The sequence below is a fragment of the Aeromonas sp. R2-1 genome (assembly GCF_040908425.1).
GTDB lineage: Bacteria > Pseudomonadota > Gammaproteobacteria > Enterobacterales > Aeromonadaceae > Aeromonas > Aeromonas caviae.
This window is the reverse complement of the sequence record NZ_JBFODR010000021.1, coordinates 114,620-129,946: the sequence shown is the minus strand read 5'-3', so window position 1 is coordinate 129,946 and position 15,327 is coordinate 114,620. Positions and strand designations below refer to the sequence as shown.

Below are 15,327 nucleotides of genomic sequence, written 5' to 3'. Positions count from 1 at the left end.
TCGTCTCCTTAGAGAACCAGATGCTCGAACTTGACCCGCAACATCATGCCGGTCTGCAATTGAACCTGTACGTCATCCTTGGTCACTTCCTTGATGGTCGCAGGCACAGGGGACTTGCCCAGCACGACGCGCACGCCCTGCTCGACTTTCAGAGTAGCGGCATCCACTTTCACCAGCGGCGCATCAGCGACCGGTGCAGCCTTGGGAGCAGGGGCGGACTTGGGCTTGTCGGAGCGGGGAGCGTCAGCCTTGCGCGGCGCGTTGCGACGCGGCTGCTTGGGCTTGTCTTCCTTCTCCTTGGTGTTGGTGCGGCGGCTGGCAAAGACACGTTCCTTGCTCTCCTTGAGCGCCTGTTTGGCATGCTCGATGTGCTCTTCGGTGAGCAGCTCGCCCGGGTTGCCGTCCAGATCGACACGGGCCTGGCCAGCCTTGAGGCCATGCAGGTAACGCCAGCTGGAGGTGTATTGACGCAGAGCAGAGCGCAGCATGGTCTTGGAGACTCTCTCGTCATCAGCAAGACGCGCGGCCAGATCCTGGAAGATGCCAATCTTGAGTGGCTTGGCCTCTCCTTCAGCGATGAAGCAGGCCGGGAATTTCTCGACCAGGTAGGCGACGATCTCTTTACTGTTCTTCAGCTTTTCAGTGTTTTCCATGTATAACCTTGGCTTTCATATAGACGCACGGGCATGCCCGAACACAACAAAGGCCCCATTATAGAGAGCTTGGGACCTTTTGCGAACCATCTAGCAATGACTTAGAGCATGCTTTCCAAAATTTGCACCGTTTCTTCGAGGCCAATCCGGTCCTGCTCGTCAAAGCGGTTAAAGATTGGGCTGTCGATGTCCAGCACCCCGATGATCTCCCCGCCACGGCGCAGCGGGATCACGATTTCCGAGTTGCTGGCACCGTCGCACGCAATGTGCCCCGCGAACTGGTGAACGTCGTCCACCAGCTGGGTCTTGCCCTCGGCAACCGCAGTGCCACAGACGCCGCGCCCGACCGGGATGCGCACACAGGCCGGCTTGCCCTGGAACGGGCCGAGCACCAGGGTCTCGCCCTGCAGCAGGTAGAAACCAACCCAGTTGATGTCAGCCAGTTCCTGATTGAGCAGGGCAGACAGGTTTGCCAGGGTGGCGATCATGTCGGGTTCGCCCTCCAGCAATGCCTGGGCCTGCTGGTTGAGCGTGCGATAAAATGCTTGTTTTTCAATCATGATTAAATGAACTTCACTCCTTGATAATCAATGCAAGGTACCGTCCTGCCTGAAAATTTCAAATCAATTTTCAATTATCCCCCCTCTTGGGTCCCGATGAGAGGCCGTTCAACGTGCCGCCCCCAACGTCAGTTGATGGCGCTGGCCATTGCTCCACTCGATGGTCAGGAGCCAGTCCATCGCCTCGGTCGTACAACTTCCCACCTGGGTCACCCCTCGCCACCCCGCTTGGCTGGGTTCAAACTGCACGGGGATGAGCCCCATGAACATCTCCTTGCCCTCGAGCCAGGCCTTGACCGGCGTGATGGCCGGCACACCCCCTTGAAGGCGCAGGACAAAGTCATGTTCAGGGCGGATCGGCAAGCCATCGATGCTGACCGTCAGCGGGCGATCCCCGACGATGAGGCGGCAGGGGCTGTGGGACAGATCACAAATCTGAACATTGGTGCCCTCTTCATGATCGCTTCCTGTGCCTGAAAACCAGGTTCGATAGGCCATCAGGGAGAGCAAAATGACCAGCACCATGGACAGGTGGACGATTTTGCGTGAAGTGAGTCTCTCTTTCATGAAAAAACAGCTCTGTAAGGTACGTTGAAAATGTAATTTTCGTGATCTGGCGCAAGGTAAAAACTGGCGGACATGAGACCCGCTGGAGCCAAATATATCACTGTTTGTACTGTTATTTTACCGGTCATTTCAGTATCATTCTCAATGGATTTTCATTTAACCACCTTTTGCTTTTCCTTTTATTAACAGATGTTAACGAGAGGATTTTGCAAAACCGGGGTGAAAATGGCCCAGGACACCGGGCAACACAAACAACAGCATCGGAAGCGGAATACAACGATGAGCCATACAACAAACCACCCTGAGTACAACTACACCGTTGTGCGCCAGTTCACCGTCATGACGATTGTCTGGGGTATCGTCGGCATGTCGGTGGGTGTATTGATTGCAGCCCAATTGATCTGGCCTGCCCTCAACTTCGACACCCCCTGGCTGACGTACAGCCGTCTGCGTCCCCTGCATACCAATGCGGTCATCTTCGCATTTGGTTGCAGCGCCCTGATGGCCACCTCCTTCTACGTGGTGCAGCGCACCTGTCAGGTCCGACTGTTTGGTGGTCCCCTCGCCTCCTTCGTGTTCTGGGGCTGGCAGGCGATCATTCTGTCTGCAGCCATCTCGCTGCCGCTGGGGTACACCACCTCCAAAGAGTACGCCGAGCTGGAGTGGCCCATCGACATCGCCATCGCCGTGGTCTGGGTGAGTTACGCCATCGTCTTCTTCGGCACCCTGGTCAAGCGCACCACCTCCCACATCTATGTGGCGAACTGGTTCTTCGGTGCCTTCATCATTACGGTGGCCGTGCTGCACATCGTCAACAACATGGAAGTGCCCCTCTCCGGCATGAAGTCCTACTCCATGTACTCCGGTGCCATGGATGCCATGGTGCAGTGGTGGTATGGCCACAACGCGGTGGGCTTCCTGCTGACGGCGGGCTTCCTTGGCATGATGTACTATTTCGTGCCCAAGCAGGCGGGTCGCCCCGTCTACTCCTACCGCCTCTCCATCGTGCACTTCTGGGCGCTGATCTCCCTCTATATCTGGGCCGGTCCGCACCACCTGCACTATACCGCCCTGCCTGACTGGGCCCAGTCGCTGGGCATGGTGATGTCCCTCATCCTGTTCGTGCCCTCCTGGGGCGGCATGATCAACGGCATCATGACCCTCTCGGGTGCCTGGCACAAGCTGCGTTATGACCCCATCCTGCGCTTCCTGATCGTCTCCCTGTCGTTCTACGGCATGTCGACCTTCGAAGGCCCCATGATGGCGATCAAGACCGTCAACGCCCTCTCCCACTACACCGACTGGACTATCGGTCACGTTCACTCCGGTGCCCTGGGCTGGGTTGCCATGGTGTCCATCGGTGCCGTCTACCACCTGATCCCGAACCTGTTCGGGCAGGGGCGCATGTACAGCATCAAGCTCATCAACGTCCACTTCTGGCTGGCCACCGTGGGCACCGTGCTCTATATCGTCGCCATGTGGATTTCCGGTGTGATGCAGGGCCTGATGTGGCGTGCGGTCAACGACGACGGCACCCTGACCTACAGCTTCGTGGAGGCGCTGCAAGCTTCCTATCCCTTCTACTTCGTGCGCTTCCTGGGTGGCTGCTTCTTCGTCACCGGCATGCTGCTGATGGCCTACAACGCCTATCGCACCGTCACTGCGCCCAAGGGTTCCCTGGAACCCGTCGCACAGCCAGCCTGATTTGAAAGGGTTTAAAGCATGAGCAACAACAACCGTCACGAGATTTTTGAAAAAAGCGTCCCCATGCTGGTCATTGGCATCATCTTCGCCATCAGCCTGGGGGGCCTGGTGGAGATCACCCCCCTGTTCTTCCAGAAGCAGACCAACGAGCCGGTGGAGGGCCTCAAGCCCTATACCGCCCTGCAGATGGAAGGACGCGACATCTACATCCGCGAAGGCTGCACCGTCTGCCACAGCCAGATGATCCGCCCGTTCCGCGCCGAGACCGAGCGCTACGGCCACTACTCGGTTGCCGGCGAGAGCGTGTGGGAGCACCCCTTCCTGTGGGGCTCCAAGCGTACCGGCCCGGATCTGGCCCGGGTCGGCGGTCGCTACTCAGATGACTGGCATCGCGCCCACCTCATCAACCCGCGCGACGTGGTGCCCGAGTCCAACATGCCGGCCTTCCCCTGGCTCGAGACCAATGTGCTGAGCGGCGAGCTGACCGGCAAGAAGCTGGCTCTGTTCCGGGATCACTTCGGCGTGCCCTATACCGATGCCGACATCGCCGGTGCCGGTGAGGCCGTCAAGGGCAAGACCGAGCTGGATGCGCTGATCGCCTATCTGCAATCACTGGGCCATGCCCTGAAATAAGGAGTCGGGATATGGATTACGGCACATTTCGCGGCCTGTACACCCTGCTGCTGATGGTCATCATGATTGGCATCATCGTCTGGGCCTACAGCAAGCGCCGCAAGGCTTCTTTCGACGAGGCCGCCAACCTGGTTTTTGCCGATGACGAGCAACCCAGTGCTGATAACAAGAACGCAGGAGCGAAGCAATAATGAGCACTCTGTTTAGCATTTTTGTGACCGTCATAAGCCTTGGCACCATTCTCGGCTGCTTCCTGCTGCTGGCCTGGTGCATGAAGGACAAGATGGGGGCCGAAGAGGGCAAACCCATGGGTCACACCTTCGACGGCATCGAGGAGATCAACAATCCCCTGCCGAAGTGGTGGTCCTATATGTTCCTCTTCTTCATCGTCACCGGGCTCATCTACCTGCTCGCCTTCCCGGGCCTTGGCAACTTCAAGGGTCTGCTGGGCTGGCAAAGCTCCAACCAGGATGTGCGTTCCCTGGCCGAGTCCAAGGCGGCGGCCGAGTCTGCCAAGGCCGAAGGACGCGCGGTGGAATACGACCGGGAACTTGCCAAGGCCGACGAGATCTACGGCGCCAAGTTCCGCGAGCTGACCTATCAGGCTGACGGCAAGAGCTACAAGGAGATCACCGAGATCGCCAAGGATCCGGAAGCCCTGAAGGTGGGTCAGCGCCTGTTCCTGCAAAACTGTTCCCAGTGTCATGGCTCCGATGCCCGCGGTGGCCGCGGTTTCCCGAACCTGACCGACAGCGAATGGCAGTGGGGCGGCGCCCCCGACCAGATCAAGACAACCATCATGGGCGGTCGTCAGGGGATCATGGCCGCCTGGGGCGAGATCCTGGGTCAGGACGGGGTGAAGGAGGTGGCTTCCTATGTGCTGAGCCTCTCCGGTCGCAAGGTTGATCTGGTGGAAGCCAAGAAAGGGGAAGCACGCTTTGCCATGTGCGCCGCCTGCCACGGCCCGGATGCCAAGGGCGGCATCGCCTTCGGCGCTCCCGACTTGACCAACAACATCTGGCTCTATGGCGGCTCCCGTCAGGTGGTCGAACAGACCATCACCCACGGGCGCCACGGCGTGATGCCGGCCTGGAAGGACATTCTGGGGGAAGACAAGGTACACCTGCTCGCTTCCTACGTTTACAGCTTGTCCCACAACGATCGGCAAAATCAGCAGTAACATGTGATAAGCACGTGATTAATCAGCAAAAAGCCTCGACTCTTCGAGGCTTTTTGTTATCTTGTGTTGGCTGAATTACCGCCATTTCGTTAACCATTTGTTTCGGTAGCATCATGACCCAACCCTGGTATCGCCAATTCTGGCCCTGGTTCATCATCGCCCTCCCCTGCGCCGCCGTGGTAGGCAGCATCGCCACCGCCATCATTGCCAGCAAGGATGGGGTCAACCTGGTAGCGGAGGACTACTACAAGCAGGGCAAGGAGATTAACCAGGATCTCAGCAAGTTCGATCGCGCCGAGGCGCTCGGCATCCGTATCGCCCTCAATGTCAGCGACAAAGAGCTGACTTTGACTCCCCTGGCAGGGAAGATCCCACCAGGGCAAGCACTGCACCTCTCCCTGTTTCATCCCACGTTGGCGGGCCTGGACAGCGAACATCTGCTGACGGCCGATGGCAAGGGAGTCTATCGACTGATTCTGGACAAGCCCCTCACCGGCAAGTGGCACGTGCGGGTCGATGCCTTCAACCATGAGTGGCGCCTCCAGGAGACGGCACAACTGCCGACTCAGGCAGCGATTGAGCTCGATCCCAAGGGACGTTGAATCACGAAGGCAGGGTGATCGGCACGCCGGTCAGCCGCCCTTCTCCCCGACCCGGCCTGCAGGGCTGCATCAAAGAGGGATGATCACCATGACCGGCTGTTTTCACTGTGGTGAACCGGTTCCCACTGGCAGTAACTTTACTCTCGAGATCAAAGGCATCGTTCAGCCGATGTGCTGCCCTGGCTGCCAGGCCGTGGCACAGACCATTCTCGAATGCGGCCTCGCCAGTTATTACGAACACCGCACCGCTCCCGGCATCAAGGGGGAGCTGGTGCCCGAAGAGCTCGCCGCCCTCACCCACTACGATCTGGCGGAGGTGCAGCAGGAGTTCGTCACCGACACCGGTACGGGTCGCGAAACTACGCGCGAGATCCAGCTGACGGTGGAAGGCTTGACCTGCGCCGCCTGTGCCTGGCTCATCGAGCGGCACCTGATGACCCTGCGCGGTCTGCGTTACATCAACGTCAATACCACCACCCATCGCGCCCGCATCAAGTGGGATCCGGCCCAGCTCTCTTTGAGCGACATTCTCAAGGGCTTTGCCAGGGTCGGCTATCGCGCCTATCCCTTCCAGACTCATCAGCAGGAAGCGCTCTACGCCAAAGAGGTGCGCAGCTACATGTTCCGCATGGCGCTGGCCGGGCTTGGCTCCATGCAGGTGATGATGTGCGCCGTGGCACTCTACATGGACCTCTTCATCAGCGTGGAAGAGGAGTTCATGATCTACTTCAAGTGGATAAGCCTTCTGCTCTCCACCCCCATCATGATCTACTCGGCCCAGCCTTTTTACGTGGGGGCATGGCGCAGCCTGAAGCAGGGGCACCTCTCCATGGATGTCTCGGTGTCGCTGGCACTGATCGGCGCCTTCGTCGCCTCCATCTGGGCCACGGTCTTCAACACGGGTGAGGTCTATTACGACTCCATCACCATGTTCGTCTTCTTCCTGCTGTTGGGCCGTCTGCTGGAACTGCGAGCGAGGCGCAAGGCGTCGGAATCGAGCTCCAACCTGGCGCGCCTGGTGCCCATCATGGCGACTCGCATCGATGATGACGGCGAACACGAGGTGGCCGCCAAGACGCTGCGAGTCGGAGACAGGGTGCGGGTACTCGCGGGGGCCACTCTGCCAGCCGACGGCATCGTCACCCTGGGCCAGGCCAGCCTCAACGAATCCATGCTGACTGGCGAACAGTTGCCCCTGCTCAAACAGGCCGGGGATCCCGTCTATGCAGGCACCATCAACACCGATGCCCCCCTGGAGATCCGGGTCAGCCATTCCATTGAAGAGTCGCGCCTGGCCCAGATCATGCGCCTGCAGGATCATGCTCTGGACGACAAGCCCGCCATCGCCCAACTGGCGGACGTGCTGTCGCGCCACTTTATCCTGGTGCTCCTGATCATTGCGGCTGCGGTCTGGACCTTCTGGCATTTTCATCAGCCCGAACGGGCCTTCTGGGTCACCCTGGCGGTGCTGGTGGCGACCTGTCCCTGCGCCCTCTCGCTGGCCACCCCGACCGCACTGACCTCGGCCACTGCCAACCTGACCCGCAGCGGCATCCTGCTGCGCCGCGGCCACGTGCTGGACATTCTGACCCGGGCCAACCGCATCGTGATGGACAAGACGGGAACCCTGACCACGGGCAACATCAGCCTGGTGAGCACCCAGCCCCTCGGCGAGCTCGACGCAGCCCGCTGCCTCGCCCTCGCCCAGGCCCTGGAGACCTACTCCGAGCACCCCATCGCCCGTGCGTTTCGAAGCAAACCACTGGCGGACGGGGTGCCGCTCACCGCCAGCGACGTCACCCCCGTCATCGGCCACGGCATGCAGGGGGTGATTGAGGGCAAGCATTACCGCATCGGCAGTGCACGCTGGCTAGAACTGGCGCAGGAAGAGAATGCCGTTCAAGGGCTGGCTATCTATCTGGCCGATGAACACGGACTGCTGGCCCGTTTCATCCTGGCCGACACGCTGCGCCCCGATGCCGGTGCACTGATCCAGGCCTTCAGGGAGGCAGGCCTGCAAACCACCATTCTCACCGGCGACGGTTCGGACCAGGCGGACATGCTGGCCCGCGAGCTGGGGGTCGATGAGCTGGTAAAAGGGGTCACCCCGGACGGCAAGCTGGCCTATCTCAAGGCCCGGGAAGCGGCCGGGGATATCAGCATCATGGTGGGAGATGGCATCAACGACGCCCCTGTGCTGGCCGGCGCCCACGCGTCCTTTGCCATGGCGGGGGGCACGGATCTGGCCAAAAACAGTGCCGACGCCATCCTGCTGGCCGACGATCTCTCCCGTCTGCTGGCCGCCCGGGCCCTGGCCCTGCGCACTCGCAAGATCATCAAGGAGAACTTTGCCTGGTCCATCGGCTACAACCTGCTGGTGCTGCCGCTGGCGGCCAGTGGCTGGCTCCCCCCTTATCTGGCGGCGGCAGGCATGTCCCTGAGCTCCCTCATCGTGGTCACCAACTCCATGCGGCTCAACCGGTGAGCAGCCGTCTGGCATCCTCCCGGGTGGCGGCACCTCTTGCCTCGCCGGGTTATCATCCCCCTTTCACCACAGGGTCCGCGCCATGAACATCATCTTCGTCCTCATCCCCATCGCCATCCTGTTCGTTGTCATTGCAGGAGCCGTCTTCTTCTGGGCCATCCGCTCCGAGCAGTTCGAGGATCTCGACAGGCAGGGCTCCAACATTCTGTTTGACGAGGAGCAGCGCCCCTTGCCCCCCCGTGAACAACACCCAGAAGAGGAAAACAGTCCCCATGACCAGCAGCCTTGACCTCATGGGCGCCCTGCTGGTCGGGCTTGCCGGTGCCGGCCACTGCATCGGCATGTGCGGCGGCGTGTCTGCAGCGCTCTCCATGGCCATACCTGCCGAGAAGCAGCATTTTTGGGGCAGGCTCGGTTATCTGCTCAACTACAACCTGGGGCGCATCCTGAGCTATGTGCTGGCGGGCGCGCTGGTGGGCGGCTTGCTCGCCACCACCACGGAGATAGGCGCCGGCAAACACGCCCTGGCAGGGCTTCGCCTCATCGCCGCCCTGCTCATGATAGCGCTCGGCCTCTACTTGGCTGGCTGGTGGCATGGCGTCTTGCTGCTCGAGCGCATCGGTGCGAAGTTCTGGCCTCTCATCAAGCCGCTGGCAGGCAGGTTTCTCCCGTTTACATCAGCCTGGCAGGCCCTCCCCTTTGGCATGGTCTGGGGCTGGCTCCCTTGCGGCCTCGTCTACTCCATGCTGACCTGGAGCGCTGCCGCAGGCTCCGCGAGTGGCGGGGCACTCATCATGCTCTTTTTCGGCCTCGGCACGCTGCCGACCCTGTTTGCGCTGGGGGGGCTGGCAGACCGATTGCGCTACTGGCTCACCCTGCGCAGCCTGCGCCTTGGGGGCGCCTTGCTGCTTATTGCCTACGGGATCCACACCCTCTGGATAGGGATGGCGTCCTTTTGAAACCCTATCCAAAACGGATGAGATGGTGGTAAACTTGTTTGATATAAATCAATTATTCATTTGAGCCTATGATCCCGGACAAGAAACCTGGCAGACGTATTCAGAGCGGTGGCTGTGCAATTCATTGCCAGGATTGCAGCATCAGCCAGCTCTGCATCCCCTTCACCCTGAACGACAACGAGCTCGATCAGCTCGACAGCATTATCGAGCGCAAAAAGCCGATCCAGAAGGGTGAAGAGTTGTTCAAGGCCGGCGATGAGCTCAAGTCGCTCTATGCCATCCGTTCCGGGACCATCAAGTCATACACCATCACCGAACAGGGTGACGAACAGATCACCGCCTTCCACCTCGCCGGTGATCTGGTCGGTTTCGACGCCATCCACAAGCAGGCCCACCCCTCCTTCGCCCAGGCGCTGGAAACCGCCATGGTGTGCGAGATCCCATTCGATGTGCTCGACGACCTCTCAGGCAAGATGCCCAAGCTGCGCCAGCAGATCATGCGGCTGATGAGCAACGAGATCATGGGCGACCAGGAGATGATACTGCTGCTCTCCAAAAAGAACGCCGAAGAGCGCCTCGCTGCCTTCCTGCACAATCTCTCGGTTCGTTTCTCCGAACGCGGCTTCTCCGCCAAGGAGTTCCGCCTCTCCATGACCCGTGGGGACATCGGCAACTACCTCGGTCTCACCGTCGAGACCATCAGCCGCCTGCTGGGCCGTTTCCAGAAATCCGGTCTCATCAGCGTCAAAGGCAAATACATTACTGTACTGGACAACGTTGCCTTGGGCGTCATGGCCGGAGCCACTCGTCCTCCCTGCGGTTAATCCCCGTTTATTCCCTTTTTTGCCGGATCGGATCACCCTGAAATTTGATCCGGCACACCTTCCCGTCTCCCCCCTTGGACTAAGCTGTAATAGCTAAAGAGTTGCCATCATTGGCCTTTTTGCCAAGGAGGAGAACATGGTCAAGTACCGAAACATTCTGGTGGTGATCAATCCCGAGGAGGAGCGCCAGATCGCGCTCGAGCGCGCGGTCAAGGTCGCCGAGCTGGATGAGGGCGCCCAGCTGACCCTGCTCCTGACGATTTACGACTTCTCTTACGAGATGACCGCCATGCTCTCGGCAGACGAGCGGGAAGAGATGCGCCATGGTGTCATCGCCCAGCGTCGGGAGTGGCTCGACGAGATCCTCACTCCCTATCGGGCCAGAGGGCTGGAATGCGAAGTGAAAGTGCTCTGGCACAACCGTCCCTTCGAGTGCGTCATTCAGGAAGTGCTGGAACAGCGTCACGATCTGGTCGTCAAGGCGACTCACAAGCACTCCTTCCTGCAAACCTTCATCTTCACCCCCACCGACTGGCACCTGCTGCGCAAATGCCCCTGTCCGGTTCTGCTGGTAAAAGAAGGGCACTGGCAACGGGGGGGCAACCTGATTGCCGCCATCAACTGCTCGAGCGATGACAAGGAGCAGAAGGTGCTCAACGAGCGGATCACCCGCGAGGGGATCGCCATCGCCGAGCTGCTTGGTGCCAGTCTCTATCTGGTCAACACCTACCCGGGCACCCCGGTCAATGTCGCCATCGAACTGCCAGAGTTCGATCCCAACGCCTACAACGATGCCATTCGCAAACACCATGAAGATCTGCTGCGGGAGCATGCCGATCAGTTCGGCATCAACCACATGTGGACCAAGGTGGCGGAAGGCTTGCCGGAGGAGGTGCTGCCGGACATGGCGGACGATCTGAATGCCACCCTGATGATCATGGGATGCGTCGGCCGTACCGGCCTCTCTGCCGCCCTGCTTGGCAACACCGCCGAGCACGTGGTGGACAGGCTCAACTGCGACATTCTCATCCTCAAACCCGACGATTACAGCTGCCCTGTGGATGACAGGCGTCATCCTGCATAAGCGTTTCTTGCCCTCCCCCGGGACATGGCTATAATAAGCCGCTTATTTTTGTCCCGGGTTTGAGGCCATGCTAGAAGAGCTTAACGCCAAAGAGAAATACAGTTTCAACAAGCTGCAGAAACGCCTGCGGCGCAACGTGGGCCAGGCCATCGCCGACTTCAACATGATTGAAGAGGGTGACAAGATCATGGTCTGCCTGTCTGGCGGCAAGGACAGCTTTGCCATGCTCGACATCCTGATGAGCCTGAAGGCCAGCGCCCCCATCCATTTCGATCTGGTGGCCGTCAACCTGGATCAGAAGCAACCCGGCTTCCCCGAGCACGTGCTGCCCGAATACCTGAGCACCCTCGGCATCGACTTCAAGATCGTGGAAGAAGATACCTACTCCATCGTCAAGGAGAAGGTTCCGGAGGGCAAGACCACCTGCGCGCTCTGCTCCCGCCTGCGCCGCGGCATTCTGTATCGCACCGCCCAGGAGCTGGGTTGCACCAAGATCGCCCTTGGCCATCACCGTGACGACATCCTCGAGACTCTGTTCCTCAACATGTTCTACGGTGGCAAGCTCAAATCCATGCCCCCCAAGCTGGTGAGCGACGATGGCAAGAACGTGGTGATCCGCCCCCTGGCCTACTGCAAGGAGAAAGATCTGGTGCGCTATGCCGAGGTCAAGGCCTTCCCCATCATCCCCTGCAACCTGTGCGGCTCCCAGGAGAACCTGCAGCGCCAGGCCATCAAACAGATGATGCAGGAGTGGGATCGCCGCTTCCCGGGTCGTCTCGAAACCATGTTCACCGCCATTCAGGACGTGATCCCAAGCCACCTGCTCGATCACCAGCTGTTTGACTTCAAGAGCATCAACCGCGACTCCGGCATCATCGACGGTGGCGACAAGGCATTTGATCCGCCCGAGCTGCCCAAGGCGCCGCTGCTGGACATCGACGAGATGGACATGCTGGACGTGATTGAGGTGCGCTAAGCCCCGTCACCCACAAAAAAGGAGCGCCAGGCGCTCCTTTTTTCATTCTGGCAATCTGCGGACTCGGGTCGCTACCCCTTGTGCAGCCAGGGGGTCAGACGCAGGATCTCCCCTTGCAGTTGCAGCTTGCCCTGGGCAAACCCCTTCAGCTGCGCATTGCTGAGCAGCAGTTGCCCCTGCTGCCAGGAGACGGCCTCCTGACGGGCACCCTCCACAAGGTAGGCTGTGCCTGCGGGCGCCACCATGGAGATCCGCACCCCTTCCATCTTGGGCAGGAAATACTGGCCGACCATGCCGGCCATCTTGTCGAGCAATCGCTGCATCTGCTGCTGGCGCGAGACAAGCTCGGCCAGCGGCACCTCGGGTGTGGCGGGGGCGTCGGCCATCACCTGTACCGACAGATCGCAGGCGGCATGGGCCTCGGTGAGCCCCACCACCACGATCGCCTTGTCGAGGTTGAGATCTTCGTCATAGGGCAGACGCAGTTCGCCATCCACCGTGACCCCGGCGGGCACATCCCTGTCCGGGGTCGAGACCCGGGCCGAGGTGAGCCCGCAGCGCCGACCGTTCTGTTGACTGGCCAGATAAAAGCCCAGTCTGGCGTGGCCGAACTCCCCCTTGGCGAAGGTCTTCATCTGGCTGTAGAAGGTGCCGTAGTCGAGTTCAAGGGACGGCTCAGCCTGTCCCAGCATGGGTACCAGCAGGAGCGCCGCCATCCCGTATCGCTTGTTCATATGCCATCCTTTTGCATCACGCTCCGGGCGGGTCGACACCGGCTGACCCCCTGGTATCCCGTTATGCGTTGAAATGATCCGGGCCCTGCCCGCCGTTGCCACTGGCAACCTCGGTCACTTCGACTGCCACCCCACACAGATCCCGGTAGAGAATGCCCTTGCAGTTGAAGTAGAGCGGCGCCACCCAGATAAGTCCCAGCCCCATGGGGATGAGCGCCAGGAAGAAGAGTGCCAGCATGACCCCATGCAGCAGCACTATGCTGGGCCAGCCCCGGGCAAAGAGCTTGAGGGAGACCAGAATGGCCTGAGCCGGGGAAAGACCGCGCTCCAGCACCAGAGGTACGGTAAACACCAGCCCCATGCCCACCAGGGCGGAAGGGATGAAGGCCAGCATCACAGGCACGCCCAGCAGCTCGAACAGGGGTCCAAACAGGCTGGTGATGAGGCTGCCGAGCAGACTCAGGCTGCCCAGGCGCAGGAAGTGGCGGAAGAAGTCGAATACCTGGCTCGGCCGGGCGCGCACCCCCACCGACTGCTGCAACCCCAGCATGTCGAGGGAGGAGGTCATGGGTGACATGATCACCGTGACCAGCAGGCTCAGGATCAGGGCCATATCCATATCCCCTCCTTCACGGGCGACATAGGGCGTCAGCAAGGTATTGCTCAGCAGGATCCAGATTGCCATGACCCCGGCGATGGCCAGCGCCAATCCGAAACCGGTGCGACGAGTCTGTTGCCACCCCTCTTTCAACACCCCTTGCAGGTCCAGACGATATCCCTGGCTGAGGGACTGTTCGAGGGTTCCACCGATCCGCATTCTATTACTCAATTGACTGTCCAACATTCACTGACGACTGATCCAAGGTGGCACATTATAGCGGTTTGAACCGGCATGCGTAGCCGTTTTTCCTGTTATCTTCCGTTCAGAAAGCCATTGATACCAAAGGCCTTGCAGCCCTTCTTGATGAGGTTCCCCTCACCCTTGGCCCCTCTGTCCAACGGGGGTAGGATGATGGCGCGCGCTGGCGAACGAGATGTCCACTGGCTCTTCTCTCTCACACAAGGAAAACGGTCATGTCCGAACTGACGCTCTATCTTGCCCCGGGTACCTGTGCCATGGCGGTGCGCATCGCTCTGGTGGAGGCCGGTGCACCTCACCTTGTCAAGCGCCTGGATCTGGCCGCTGGTGAACAGCGCAGCCCCTACTACCTCGCCATCAATCCCAAGGGGCGAGTCCCGGCACTGGTGACGGAGCATGGCGTGCTGACCGAAACACCGGCTCTGCTGCTCTACGTGGCCCAGCGTTTTCCTAACGCCGGGCTGGCCCCATTGGATGACCCCTTCCTCCTGGCCAGGATGCAGGAGGTACACAGTTTCCTCGTCTCCACCGTCCATGTCGCCCATGCCCATGGACGCCGTCCCGGCCGCTGGGCCGACGATGAACAGGCCATGGCTGCCATGCAGGCCAAGATGCCCCAGAACATGCGCGATGGCTTTGACCAGATTGAGCGCCACTATCTGGCCGGCCCCTGGGTACTGGGGGAGCGCTTCAGCCTGGCCGACATCTACCTCTTCGTGATTGCAGGCTGGCTCGAGAGCGACGGGGTTGCCATCAGCGAGTTTCCCAAGGTGGCGGATCACTATCAGCGCATGCTGGCCCGCCCCGCAGTCCAGGCGGCGCTCGCCCTCTGATCTCCTCGCGCCGGGTACGCCTTTTTGTACGGGCAACATCCAGCGACGCCTCTCAGACGGGTGCTCTTCTGGCACCCGTTTCTTCTGAAATTGCCCTGTCACTGAGATCGTTTTCACATTTTCGTCATCACTACCTAGACCCGTTAACGGTTAACACCTATCTTTCGCCCTAATGACGCAACCGGTTGCGTAACCGATTGCCCAACTCAATATCCATATGCGGTCCCAGGCCGCCGAGGTGCTGTATGAAACGAGGCAAGCTGCTCAATGCTCCCTTAAGCGCGCTGGTCGCGCAGATGGGCCACACCGACGAGATCACCGTCTGCGACGCTGGCCTGCCCATTCCAGCAGGCCCCGAGCGCATCGATCTGGCGCTGATGGCGGGCACCCCCAGCCTTGAAACCGTACTGACCGCCTTGCTCACCGATCTGGTGGTGGAGAAGGTGATCATGGCAACAGAGATCAAGCAGATCAGTCCCGCCGCCCATCAGGCGCTGGTGGATCAGCTGGAGGCGCACGCCGCGGCTCAAGGCAAGCCCATCACCATCGAGTACTGCCTGCACGAAGCGTTCAAGGCTCGCTCCCGCCAGAGCAAGGCAATCGTGCGCAGCGGCGAGGTGACTCCCTACGCCAACCTGATCCTCTGCGCCGGTGTGGCGTTCTGAATTCTTCAA

The 15,327-nt window shown here is 60.2% G+C and carries 18 protein-coding genes; 13 read left to right on the top strand and 5 right to left on the bottom strand.

What is annotated here, in order from left to right; translation table 11 throughout:
• Window positions 1-8 precede the first annotated feature (8 nt).
• From proQ to AB5Y80_RS05970, 3 genes are all read right to left on the bottom strand, one after another.
• Entirely contained in the window at window positions 9-653 is a 645-nt protein-coding gene (gene proQ / locus AB5Y80_RS05980; RefSeq protein WP_010674770.1) for an RNA chaperone ProQ, read from the bottom strand.
• Window positions 654-754: 101 nt separating this feature from the next.
• Complete coding sequence (locus AB5Y80_RS05975) at window positions 755-1,213, bottom strand: GAF domain-containing protein (protein ID WP_010674771.1); 459 nt, start codon at window positions 1,211-1,213, stop codon at window positions 755-757.
• A gap of 108 nt (window positions 1,214-1,321) precedes the next feature.
• Window positions 1,322-1,780 carry a hypothetical protein gene (locus AB5Y80_RS05970; RefSeq protein ID WP_279955893.1) on the bottom strand — a complete coding sequence of 153 codons (459 nt, stop codon included), beginning with the start codon at window positions 1,778-1,780 and terminating at the stop codon, window positions 1,322-1,324.
• A 279-nt stretch (window positions 1,781-2,059) separates the two neighbouring features.
• Here AB5Y80_RS05970 and ccoN point away from each other — a divergent pair, with 279 nt between their 5' ends.
• The 11 genes from ccoN (at window position 2,060) to ttcA (ending at window position 12,227) form a co-directional block, all read left to right on the top strand.
• On the top strand, window positions 2,060-3,484 hold the full coding sequence (ccoN, locus tag AB5Y80_RS05965; RefSeq protein ID WP_010674773.1) for a cytochrome-c oxidase, cbb3-type subunit I: 1,425 nt from the start codon (window positions 2,060-2,062) through the stop codon (window positions 3,482-3,484).
• Window positions 3,485-3,502: 18 nt separating this feature from the next.
• Window positions 3,503-4,117, top strand: coding sequence for a cytochrome-c oxidase, cbb3-type subunit II (gene ccoO, locus AB5Y80_RS05960; protein WP_010674774.1), 615 nt, complete (start codon window positions 3,503-3,505; stop codon window positions 4,115-4,117).
• A gap of 11 nt (window positions 4,118-4,128) precedes the next feature.
• A complete protein-coding gene (locus tag AB5Y80_RS05955) occupies window positions 4,129-4,308 on the top strand; it encodes a CcoQ/FixQ family Cbb3-type cytochrome c oxidase assembly chaperone (RefSeq protein WP_010674775.1) in 180 nt (59 codons plus the stop codon).
• Window positions 4,308-5,297, top strand: coding sequence for a cytochrome-c oxidase, cbb3-type subunit III (ccoP, locus tag AB5Y80_RS05950; protein WP_039040785.1), 990 nt, complete (start codon window positions 4,308-4,310; stop codon window positions 5,295-5,297). Before AB5Y80_RS05955 ends, ccoP begins: the two co-directional genes overlap by 1 nt.
• Before the next feature lie 113 nt (window positions 5,298-5,410).
• A complete protein-coding gene (locus AB5Y80_RS05945) occupies window positions 5,411-5,899 on the top strand; it encodes a FixH family protein (protein WP_368172651.1) in 489 nt (162 codons plus the stop codon).
• 88 nt (window positions 5,900-5,987) lie between these two features.
• Window positions 5,988-8,384 carry a heavy metal translocating P-type ATPase gene (locus tag AB5Y80_RS05940; protein ID WP_368172650.1) on the top strand — a complete coding sequence of 799 codons (2,397 nt, stop codon included), beginning with the start codon at window positions 5,988-5,990 and terminating at the stop codon, window positions 8,382-8,384.
• 82 nt (window positions 8,385-8,466) lie between these two features.
• Window positions 8,467-8,673, top strand: a complete 207-nt coding sequence (gene ccoS, locus AB5Y80_RS05935; RefSeq protein WP_201926273.1) for a cbb3-type cytochrome oxidase assembly protein CcoS — start codon at window positions 8,467-8,469, stop codon at window positions 8,671-8,673.
• Window positions 8,657-9,343 carry a sulfite exporter TauE/SafE family protein gene (locus AB5Y80_RS05930; protein ID WP_045524886.1) on the top strand — a complete coding sequence of 229 codons (687 nt, stop codon included), beginning with the start codon at window positions 8,657-8,659 and terminating at the stop codon, window positions 9,341-9,343. Before ccoS ends, AB5Y80_RS05930 begins: the two co-directional genes overlap by 17 nt.
• Window positions 9,344-9,411: 68 nt before the next feature.
• Window positions 9,412-10,167 carry an FNR family transcription factor gene (locus tag AB5Y80_RS05925; RefSeq protein ID WP_041215139.1) on the top strand — a complete coding sequence of 252 codons (756 nt, stop codon included), beginning with the start codon at window positions 9,412-9,414 and terminating at the stop codon, window positions 10,165-10,167.
• Window positions 10,168-10,303: 136 nt separating this feature from the next.
• Window positions 10,304-11,251: a universal stress protein UspE gene (gene uspE, locus AB5Y80_RS05920; RefSeq protein WP_039040780.1), complete on the top strand. Its 948-nt coding sequence runs from the start codon at window positions 10,304-10,306 to the stop codon at window positions 11,249-11,251.
• 67 nt (window positions 11,252-11,318) lie between these two features.
• Window positions 11,319-12,227 (top strand): tRNA 2-thiocytidine(32) synthetase TtcA, encoded by a 909-nt coding sequence (ttcA, locus tag AB5Y80_RS05915; protein WP_010674783.1) that lies wholly within the window; start codon window positions 11,319-11,321, stop codon window positions 12,225-12,227.
• Between the two features lie 71 nt (window positions 12,228-12,298).
• Here the strand turns inward: ttcA and AB5Y80_RS05910 are convergent, their stop codons facing one another.
• Together AB5Y80_RS05910 and AB5Y80_RS05905 are read right to left on the bottom strand one after the other, a co-directional pair.
• A complete protein-coding gene (locus AB5Y80_RS05910) occupies window positions 12,299-12,961 on the bottom strand; it encodes a DUF2987 domain-containing protein (protein WP_323942119.1) in 663 nt (220 codons plus the stop codon).
• A gap of 61 nt (window positions 12,962-13,022) precedes the next feature.
• Window positions 13,023-13,778 carry a hypothetical protein gene (locus tag AB5Y80_RS05905; protein WP_053288443.1) on the bottom strand — a complete coding sequence of 252 codons (756 nt, stop codon included), beginning with the start codon at window positions 13,776-13,778 and terminating at the stop codon, window positions 13,023-13,025.
• Window positions 13,779-14,035: 257 nt separating this feature from the next.
• On the opposite strand from AB5Y80_RS05905, the gene AB5Y80_RS05900 reads away from it, so the two are divergent.
• Window positions 14,036-14,653, top strand: a complete 618-nt coding sequence (locus AB5Y80_RS05900; protein WP_368172649.1) for a glutathione S-transferase family protein — start codon at window positions 14,036-14,038, stop codon at window positions 14,651-14,653.
• A 245-nt stretch (window positions 14,654-14,898) separates the two neighbouring features.
• A complete protein-coding gene (gene rbsD / locus AB5Y80_RS05895) occupies window positions 14,899-15,318 on the top strand; it encodes a D-ribose pyranase (protein WP_113070245.1) in 420 nt (139 codons plus the stop codon).
• The last annotated feature ends 9 nt before the right edge of the window (window positions 15,319-15,327 follow it).